This window comes from Streptomyces sp. PH10-H1, assembly GCF_030063355.1.
GTDB lineage: Bacteria > Actinomycetota > Actinomycetes > Streptomycetales > Streptomycetaceae > Actinacidiphila.
Genome location: NZ_JASISZ010000025.1, coordinates 83,456 through 91,401 on the forward strand (window position 1 = coordinate 83,456; position 7,946 = coordinate 91,401).

General features: G+C 69.4%; 9 protein-coding genes and 1 pseudogene. 5 read left to right on the forward strand and 5 right to left on the reverse strand.

What is annotated here, in order from left to right:
- Positions 1-80: 80 nt before the first annotated feature.
- On the forward strand, positions 81-1,049 hold the full coding sequence (locus tag QMK24_RS17440; RefSeq protein WP_283467027.1) for a MurR/RpiR family transcriptional regulator: 969 nt from the start codon (positions 81-83) through the stop codon (positions 1,047-1,049).
- 307 nt (positions 1,050-1,356) lie between these two features.
- A complete protein-coding gene (locus tag QMK24_RS17445) occupies positions 1,357-2,757 on the forward strand; it encodes a hypothetical protein (protein ID WP_283467028.1) in 1,401 nt (466 codons plus the stop codon).
- 181 nt (positions 2,758-2,938) lie between these two features.
- Here QMK24_RS17445 and sodN read toward each other — a convergent pair whose 3' ends face one another.
- Positions 2,939-3,334, reverse strand: coding sequence for a superoxide dismutase, Ni (gene sodN / locus QMK24_RS17450; protein WP_283467029.1), 396 nt, complete (start codon positions 3,332-3,334; stop codon positions 2,939-2,941).
- A 140-nt stretch (positions 3,335-3,474) separates the two neighbouring features.
- On the opposite strand from sodN, the gene sodX reads away from it, so the two are divergent.
- The gene (gene sodX / locus QMK24_RS17455; protein WP_283467030.1) at positions 3,475-3,897 is read left to right on the forward strand and encodes a nickel-type superoxide dismutase maturation protease; all 423 of its coding nucleotides are present in this window, start codon (positions 3,475-3,477) and stop codon (positions 3,895-3,897) included.
- On the opposite strand, the gene QMK24_RS17460 is transcribed toward sodX, so the two are convergent.
- On the reverse strand, positions 3,801-4,430 hold the full coding sequence (locus tag QMK24_RS17460; protein ID WP_283467031.1) for a CGNR zinc finger domain-containing protein: 630 nt from the start codon (positions 4,428-4,430) through the stop codon (positions 3,801-3,803). The genes sodX and QMK24_RS17460 overlap by 97 nt on opposite strands.
- 81 nt (positions 4,431-4,511) lie before the next feature.
- On the opposite strand from QMK24_RS17460, the pseudogene QMK24_RS17465 reads away from it, so the two are divergent.
- Both QMK24_RS17465 and QMK24_RS17470 read left to right on the forward strand, forming a co-directional pair.
- Positions 4,512-4,729 (forward strand): annotated as a pseudogene (locus QMK24_RS17465) (SAM-dependent methyltransferase); the annotation flags it as partial.
- Positions 4,730-4,823: 94 nt separating this feature from the next.
- On the forward strand, positions 4,824-5,051 hold the full coding sequence (locus tag QMK24_RS17470) for a hypothetical protein (RefSeq protein WP_283467032.1): 228 nt from the start codon (positions 4,824-4,826) through the stop codon (positions 5,049-5,051).
- A gap of 170 nt (positions 5,052-5,221) precedes the next feature.
- Here the strand turns inward: QMK24_RS17470 and QMK24_RS17475 are convergent, their stop codons facing one another.
- The 3 genes from QMK24_RS17475 to QMK24_RS17485 are packed head-to-tail and all read right to left on the reverse strand — an operon-like array spanning position 5,222 to position 7,913.
- Entirely contained in the window at positions 5,222-5,989 is a 768-nt protein-coding gene (locus tag QMK24_RS17475; RefSeq protein ID WP_283467033.1) for an amino acid ABC transporter ATP-binding protein, read from the reverse strand.
- Positions 5,986-6,936 (reverse strand): amino acid ABC transporter permease, encoded by a 951-nt coding sequence (locus QMK24_RS17480; protein WP_283467034.1) that lies wholly within the window; start codon positions 6,934-6,936, stop codon positions 5,986-5,988. The genes QMK24_RS17475 and QMK24_RS17480 overlap by 4 nt, the downstream gene beginning before the upstream one ends.
- Positions 6,937-6,965: 29 nt before the next feature.
- Entirely contained in the window at positions 6,966-7,913 is a 948-nt protein-coding gene (locus QMK24_RS17485; protein ID WP_283467043.1) for an ABC transporter substrate-binding protein, read from the reverse strand.
- Positions 7,914-7,946: the final 33 nt, after the last annotated feature.

Genomic DNA, 7,946 nt, shown 5'->3' on the forward strand with positions numbered 1-7,946 from the left:
AGCCGGTCAATGATCCCAAAGAGCCGTCCAGGTACGGAAGAAGGTGTCGAAACGGGGCGTCCGCAGTGCATTCTTCGTAGGTGAATGCGGACGGTACGTACGACTCGGAGACCTCTGACGGCCCGGGCAGCCAGGGCCGCTCGAACAGCCCGGACGGCGCCGGTGGTCCGGCGGGCGCGCAGGAGCCCCTGGCGGGGCCCGGTGACGGGCTCGCCGCGACGGTGCGCGGGCTGCTGCCGTCGCTGACGCCCGCCTCCGCGCGCATCGCCCGGCTGATCGTCGAGGACCCGGACAAGGTTGCCCGCAGCACGATCTCCGAACTGAGCGCGCTGGCGGGCACCAGTGACTCATCGATCGTCAGGACCGCCAGGGCGCTGGGGTTCTCGGGCTACCCCGAGCTCCGCCTGGCGCTGGCCGCCTCGGCCGCCCGGCAGACTCCGCGCTCGACCCTGACCTCGGGGATCACCCCGCAGGACTCGCCCGCCGCGGTGATCGCCAAACTGGTGCACACCGAGTCCCAGGCGGTGCTGGAGACCGAGACCCAGCTCGATCCGGCGCAGCTGCTCGGCGCCGTGCGCGCGGTCTGCGGGGACGGGCAGCTGCATATCGCCGGGGTCGGCGCGTCCGGCCTCGTCGCGCAGGATCTGCACCAGAAGCTGCAGCGCATAGGGCGGCCGTGCCACGCGCACGGCGACTCCCAGTCCGCGCTGACCAGCGCGGTGCTGCTCGGCTCCGGCGATGTCTTCCTCGCGGTGTCGCACTCCGGCGAGAGCCGCGACGTCCTGGAGCCGCTGCGCAGGGCCGCGGCGCAGGGGGCGACCACGGTCGTCATCACCAACCACCCGCTGTCGTCCGCCGCCCGGCTCGCCGACTTCGTGCTGGCCTCGGCGGGCCGCGAGACGACGTTCCGGCCGGGGGCGATGGCCAGCCGGATCAGCCAACTGGTCGTCGTCGACTGCCTGTTCGTCTGCGTGGCGCAGCGCACCTACGAGAAGTCCGACCACGCGCTGCGCGTCACGTACGAGGCCCTGGAGAGCGACCGGACCTGACCGCGCCGCGCCATTGCCGGCGTTGGCGTCAGACGGGGGGGCGTTTGAGAGCTGCCTTCTTCGTACTCCGCGCGCAACTCGTGCTTCATGCCGGTACCTCTCGCCTCAACGACGGGCCACGTCCGATCGACGCTCGCACAGCGTGACCAATCTACTTCCGAGCGTGAGATATCCGCGCGCCGGCCTCTCCGGCCCTCCGGCGGGATGCCTTGAGATACTGCGCGAGTCGTGAACCTTGGCGCGGTGTGTCACGTTGGAGGTGTCGCGGGAAGGAACCGCACACCCCGGCATCAAGGAGAACCACCCCATGAGCGCCTGCTCCGCCACCGGCGCGAACACCGCGCCGGAGCACCACCGCCGCGGACGCGGCCATCAGTGGCTCGGTCCGCTGTTCGCGCTGCTCACCGCGGCCGCGCTCGCCGTGGCCGGCGGGGCCGCGCTCGCTCCGGCCGCGCACGCGGCGACCGGAACCGGCACCGTCGCCGAGGCTCTGAAGAAGAGTCCCGTCTACGTCGATCCCCGCGCCGCGGACCAGCTGTCGGCAGCCGACGCCGACGCCCTGGCGAAGAAGATCAAGGACGCGGACAAGCCGGTCTTCGTCGCCGTACTTCCCTCCGCTCCCGAGTTCCCCGCGAACAAGAACCTGCTGCCGGACATCCGCAGCCAGGTCGGCACCACCGGCGTCTACGCCGTCCACCTCGGCGCGCGCGGTTTCTCCGCGGGGGCCGACCCGAAGGTGATGTCGCGCAACGCGGTCGCCAATCTCTCCACCTCCGTCAAGGACCTGTTCGACACCGATACCAAGGCCCTGCTCAACAGCTTCGTCGACCAGGCCCTTCCGCAGGCCACGGGGCACGCTCCCGCGTCCTGGGGAGGCGGGTCCGGTTCCGGCAGCGGAGCCGGCGCGGCCATCGCGGTCGGCGCGATCGCCGTGGTCGGCGGTGGCGGTGGCTATCTGCTGTACCGCCGGGCCAAGAGGAAGAAGGCCGAAGCGGAGCGTGCCCAGCTGCAGACCCTGGGCGTCGTGGTCGACGAGGACATCACCGCATTCGGCGAAGAGCTGGACCGGCTGGACTTCAGCCCGTCCGACCCCACAGCGGACGACGCGATGCGCCAGGACTACGGCCACGCCCTGGACACCTACGAAACCGCGAAGTCGTCCATGGCGGCCGCCCGCCGCCCCGACGATGTGCGGGCCGTCACCGCGGCCCTGGAGGACGGCCGTTTCGCTCTGGCCACCCTCGCCGCCCGGCGCGGCGGAGCCCCGCTGCCCGAGCGTCGGCTGCCGTGCTTCTTCGACCCGCGCCACGGCCCGTCCACCGGCGACGTGGAGTGGGCCCCGGAAGACGGAGCGCCGCGCCCCGTGCCCGCCTGCGCCGCGGACGCGGCCCGGCTCGCCGACGGCCAGGAGCCCATGTCCCGTACCGTCGAGACCCCCTACGGCCGGCAGCCCTACTGGAATGCCGGACCGGCCTACGGGCCCTGGGCCGGCGGCTACTTCGGCGGCGGCCTGCTCCCCGGCCTCCTCGTCGGGACCATGCTCGGCAGCATGCTCAGCGGCCCCTCCGCCTACGGCGACTCCGGATACGGGGGACCGGACGGCGGCGACTACTCCGGATCCGACTTCAACTCCTCCGACTTCGGCGGCGGTTTCGGCGGCGATTCCGGTGGCGGCGACTCCGGAGGTTTCGGCGGCGGGGACTTCTGAACCCGCGTCCGAACCCGCCTCCCTGAATCCGCCCCTTCTGAACCCGCTTCCCTGAACCGCACACGCGACCGCCGTCATCGCGCTGCGAATCCCCGCGTACGGGTGGCCGGAGAAATGACCGCACCCGGTCTGTTGGTCTGTGACCGTGGTGTTGTCACAGGCCGGTTGGCCCAGGAGAAGATCAGGCCTTCTTGGTCTCCCAGAAGATCTTGTCGATCTCAGCGATGAGGTCGAGGAGCTTCTGGCCCGTCGCCGGGTCGGTGGAGGCCTTGGCGGCACTACCGGCCTTCAGCGCGTCATTGACGAGCTGGTGCAGCTCCGGGTACTTCTCGAAGTGCGGCGGCTTGAAGTAGTCGCTCCACAGCACCGAGATGTGGTGCTTCGCCAGCTCCGCGCGCTGCTCCTTGATGACAACGGCGCGGGCCCGGAAGTGCGGGTCCTCGTTGGCCTGGTACTTCTCCTGGACACCCTTGACCGACTCGGCCTCGATGCGGGCCTGGGCCGGGTCGTAGACGCCACAGGGCAGGTCGCAGTGGGCGCTGACCTTAACCTTCGGCGCGAACAGGCGAGAGAACATGTCGGTCCTTCCTCGTGATCGTCTTTCCAGGTGGGAGATTACTCCCTAGGAGAGTCGTTTTCTCGGGTGCCCCATGTGGCTTAGGACAAAAGTCTGGTGTCACCCTGAGGCTGGTGGAGGAAGGGACGAGGAGGCGCGGCATGCGGGAGCAGGGTGTCCGGCTGCCCTACACGGTGGAAGTGACCGGGGTTTCAATGGTCCCGACGCTGTACGAGGGCGATCGGCTGTTCGTGCGGTATGTGAAGTGTCCGGCCGATGTCAGGGAGGGTGACGTGGTGGTTCTGCGGCACCCGTTGCAGCAGGATCTGCTCATCGTGAAACGCGCGGTCGAGCGGCGCGAGGGCGGCTGGTGGGTGCTCGCCGACAACCCGTTCGGGCCGATCGCGGACAGCAGCGTGTTCGGGACGGTGCCGGACGAGTTGATGCTGGCGCGGGCCCTGGCGCGGTTCCGGCCGCCCAGAGAGGTTCAGAGATCGGTGGCCGGAGCGCTGTCGTGGGCGGCGTCCTGCGTACGGCCGATGACCGCGGACCGTTCGTTCTCCAGACGTTTGCGGGCGCGGTAGGCGGCCACGTTGGCCCGGGTCGCGCAGCGGTCGGAGCAGTAGCGGCGGGACCGGTTGGTCGATGTGTCGACATAGGAGTTGCGGCACGGGGCCGCCTCGCAGATGCCCAGCCGGTCCACGCCCAGTTCGGTGAGCTGGAAGGCCAGGCCCATACAGGCGGTGGCCGCGTAGCCGGCGGTGGCGGTCGCGGCGTGATCGGCGAGGTGCATGTGCCAGTCGGGCCGGCCGCTCGCGTCGAGGTGCTCGTGCCCGGAGATCTGCGGGCTGACCGGGAACTCCAGCAGGAGCGCGTTGAGCAGGTCCACGGCGCGCACTTCGTCGCCCTCGTCGGCGGCCTCGAAGACCCCGCGCAGCCGGGTCCGCACGGCGCGCAGCCGGGGCACGTCGGCGTCGGTGCTGCGCGCGGCGGCCTGGGTGCTCGTACCGAAGAGCGCGCGGACCGTCTCGACGGAGGTGAGGTCGTCCGTCCCGCGGTCCGGCTCCTCGCTGTTCACCAGGCGCACGGCGTAGTCCGAGTAATAGGCCAGTTCCACTTGTGATCCTTGCGCGTGCGTTCTAGGCTCAGTAATGGTCGAGGTCGCTATCAGGGTATTACGAACTCGGGTGGGGCGACGATGACATCGAGTGTGCGGACCGCCGACTGGCAGGGCCGGCAGGAGAGCTGGGACCGGCAGCAGGAGTGGTACCTGCCGGACCGCGACGAGCGGTTCGGGTGATGCTGGACATGGTCGAGGCGTTGGTCGGACCCGCGCCCAAGGCGCTCGACCTCGCGTGCGGCACGGGCAGTATCCCGGACCGCGTGCTGCGGCGCTTCCCCGAAGCCCCGCAGACTTCGGCCCGGACCCGGATCTGCCGCAACGCGGGCGGCGGTCCACCGCACTGAAGATGCGGAGGCCCGCGCCGGCGGGCCCTGGGGGAGGGACGGCGTGAGCCGGTACGACGGCGACCATGAGCGCGAGCAGATCTTCGAGATCATCCTGGCGAACGTCCACCGGATGCATGAGGCCATCAGCGAGTGGATCATGAGCGGACCGCGGCCGGCCGGCCTCGTGCCCGGGGAGTTCCCCCTCCCCGACCCGGCCTGGGTCGGGCGGCACACGGGTCTGACCGACGGCATGGTGCGGGTGCCGCGGCAGTGCCGGGCCGGGGACTGAGCGGGCCGCGACGGGCAGCGGGCCGCGACGGCCACACCCCGCAAACGGGCGCCGCAACGAGCCGCCAACGCGAACCGGGACGGACCGGCGGGCTGGTGGGCCCGCCGGTCCGTCCCGGCTGCGGTCGTCCGGTCGTCCGGTAGATCGGTCTCCGGTCGTCCGCTCTTCGGTCAGAGCACCTTCGACAGGAACGCCTTGGTGCGCTCGTGCTGCGGGTTGGCCAGGACGTCGCGCGGGCTTCCCGCCTCGACGACGATGCCGTCGTCCATGAAGACCAGCGCGTCGCCCACCTCGCGGGCGAAACCCATCTCGTGGGTGACGACGATCATCGTCATACCGTCCTCGGCGAGCCCCCGCATGACGTCGAGGACTTCACCGACCAGCTCGGGGTCGAGCGCGGAGGTCGGCTCGTCGAAGAGCATCAGCTTCGGCTCCATCGCCAGCGCGCGGGCGATGGCCACGCGCTGCTGCTGTCCGCCGGACAGCTGCGAGGGGTAGCTGGCCGCCTTGTCGGCCAGGCCGACCCGGTCCAGCAGCCGTTCCGCACGGGCCCGGGACACGGCCTTGGACTCGCCCTTGACCTGGATCGGGGCCTCCATGACGTTCTCGATCGCCGTCATGTGCGGGAAGAGGTTGAAGCGCTGGAACACCATGCCGATGTCCCGCCGCTTCGCGGCCACCTCGCGGTCCTTGAGCTCGTAGAGCTTGTCGCCCTTCTGCCGGTAGCCGACCAGCTCGCCGTCCACCCACAGGCGGCCGGCGTTGATCTGCTCCAGGTGGTTGATGCACCGCAGGAAGGTCGACTTGCCCGAGCCGGACGGGCCGACGAGGCAGAACACCTCACGCGGCGCGACCTCCAGCTCGATGCCCTTGAGGATGTGCGCGAGGCCGAAGGACTTGTGGACGGCCTCGGCCTTGACCATGGGCTGAACACTCATCGGGCCACCTCCGGACGGCGGAACGTTCCGAGGTTCCGCTTGATGCGCTGCCACGGTGTGGGCGGCAGGCTGCGGAGCGAACCACGGGCGTACCGTCGCTCCAAATAATACTGTCCGACGCTGAAGACGCTGGTCAGTGCCAGGTACCAGACCGAGGCGACGAAGTACATCTCCATCACCGCGCCCGAGGACGAGCCGATGTTCGAGGTGGCACGCAGCAGTTCCACGTACTGCACCGCGGACACCAGTGACGAGGTCTTCAGCATGTTGATGAACTCGTTGCCGGTCGGCGGAATGATCACCCGCATCGCCTGCGGCAGCACGATGCGGCGCATGGTCTTCGCGCCGGTCATGCCGAGAGCGTGTGACGCCTCGGTCTGGCCCTCGTCCACCGACTGGATGCCGGCACGGACGATCTCCGCCATATAGGCGCCCTCGTTCAGGCCGAGCCCCAGCAGGGCGACCACGAACGGGGTCATGACGTCGACCATGTTGTTCTTGTAGATGGGTCCGAGGTTCAGGACCTGGAAGATCAGCGCCAGGTTGAACCACATCAGCAGCTGCACGTACACGGGCGTGCCGCGGAAGAACCAGATGTACAGCCAGGCGACGCCGCCCGTCACCGGGTTCTTCGAGAGCCGCATCACCGCGAAGAGGACGCCCAGGAACAGGCCGAGCGCCATGGAGATGACGCTGATCACCACGGTGTGCCAGAGGCCCTTGAGGACCTCCGGGTCGAAGAGCTTGTCTCCGACGGTGGCCCAGATGACGTTGCCCTGCGAGAACGCGTAGACGAGCCACGCGAGCAGGGCCACCACCACCACGCCGCTGACCCAGCGGCCGTAGTGGCGGATGGGGATGGAGCGAATGGCCTCGTACGGGGTGTGCGAAGCCGGGGGTGGCGGAGGCGGGGTCTCGGCCGGCGCCTTGTCGAACTTGTCAGTCACGGTGACTGCCCTTCAGAAGCGCGCGTGGGTCAGGAGCCGGCGTTGAGGGTCGCCTGCTTGATGGCGCTGTCCTTGACCTGCCACTTCTCCAGGATCTTCTGATAGGAACCGTCCTTGATGATCGCGTCCACGGCTTCCTTGAGGGCGTCGCGCAGCTGGGTGTTGCTCTTGTCGACGGCGATGCCGAACGGGCCCGCGCCCGACGGGGTGCCCGTGACCTCGAAGTCGTTGCCGCCACCGGAGGTCTTCGCGATGTAGGAAGCCACCGGGTAGTCGTTCAGGTCTGCGACGGCGCCGCCGGCCTTCACCCGGGTCTGGGCCTCGGTGTCGGTGTCGAAGGCCTCGACGGTGAGCGTCTTGCCGGCGCACTTCGTGGCCTGCGTCTTGAAGATGCCCTCGTAGATGGTGCCGCGCTGGACGGCCACCGTCTGGCCGCACAGGTCGTCCAGGGACTTGATGCCCTTCGGGTTGCCCTTCTTCACCAGGATGGACGCGCCCGAGTTGAAGTAGTCGACGAAGTCGACGCCCTTGCCGATCTTCTTGCCCTTGTCGTCCAGGCCGCCCTGGCGCGCCTTGGTGTCGCTCATGGCGGACATGACGACGTCCTGGCGGCCGGTGTAGACGGCGGTCAGCAGACCGTCGAAGGTGCCGTTGGTGAACTGGAACTTCACACCGAGCACCTTGCCGAGCGCGTCGGCGATGTCGGGGTCGATGCCGATGATCTTCCCGCCCTCGGTGGACTCCACCGGGGCGTACGAGGCGTCGCTGCCGACCTTGATGACACCCGAGTCCTGGTACTTCTTCGGCAGCTTGCCGAAGAGCGGGGCGGCGTTCGCGTTGGTCGAGGTGTTGGTGCCGCTGTTGCTCTTGGTCTGGTCGCCACAGCCGCTGAGCAGCAGGGTGCCCGCGACCGCGATCGCGCCGACCGCTGTGATTCGAGAGGTGGCGGCCGAGCGGCGGGTGGTGCGTGCGGTCATTGCTGTTTCCTCCTGCGGAATGAGGGCGGAGAG

What these genes read in the sequence shown, in the direction of transcription:
- QMK24_RS17445 (WP_283467028.1), top strand. Translation starts at nt 1,357, where the DNA reads ATGAGCGCCTGCTCCGCCACCGGCGCGAACACCGCGCCGGAGCACCAC.
- sodN (WP_283467029.1), bottom strand. Translation starts at nt 3,334, where the DNA reads ATGTTCTCTCGCCTGTTCGCGCCGAAGGTTAAGGTCAGCGCCCACTGC.
- sodX (WP_283467030.1), top strand. Translation starts at nt 3,475, where the DNA reads ATGCGGGAGCAGGGTGTCCGGCTGCCCTACACGGTGGAAGTGACCGGG.
- QMK24_RS17475 (WP_283467033.1), bottom strand. Translation starts at nt 5,989, where the DNA reads ATGAGTGTTCAGCCCATGGTCAAGGCCGAGGCCGTCCACAAGTCCTTC.
- QMK24_RS17485 (WP_283467043.1), bottom strand. Translation starts at nt 7,913, where the DNA reads ATGACCGCACGCACCACCCGCCGCTCGGCCGCCACCTCTCGAATCACA.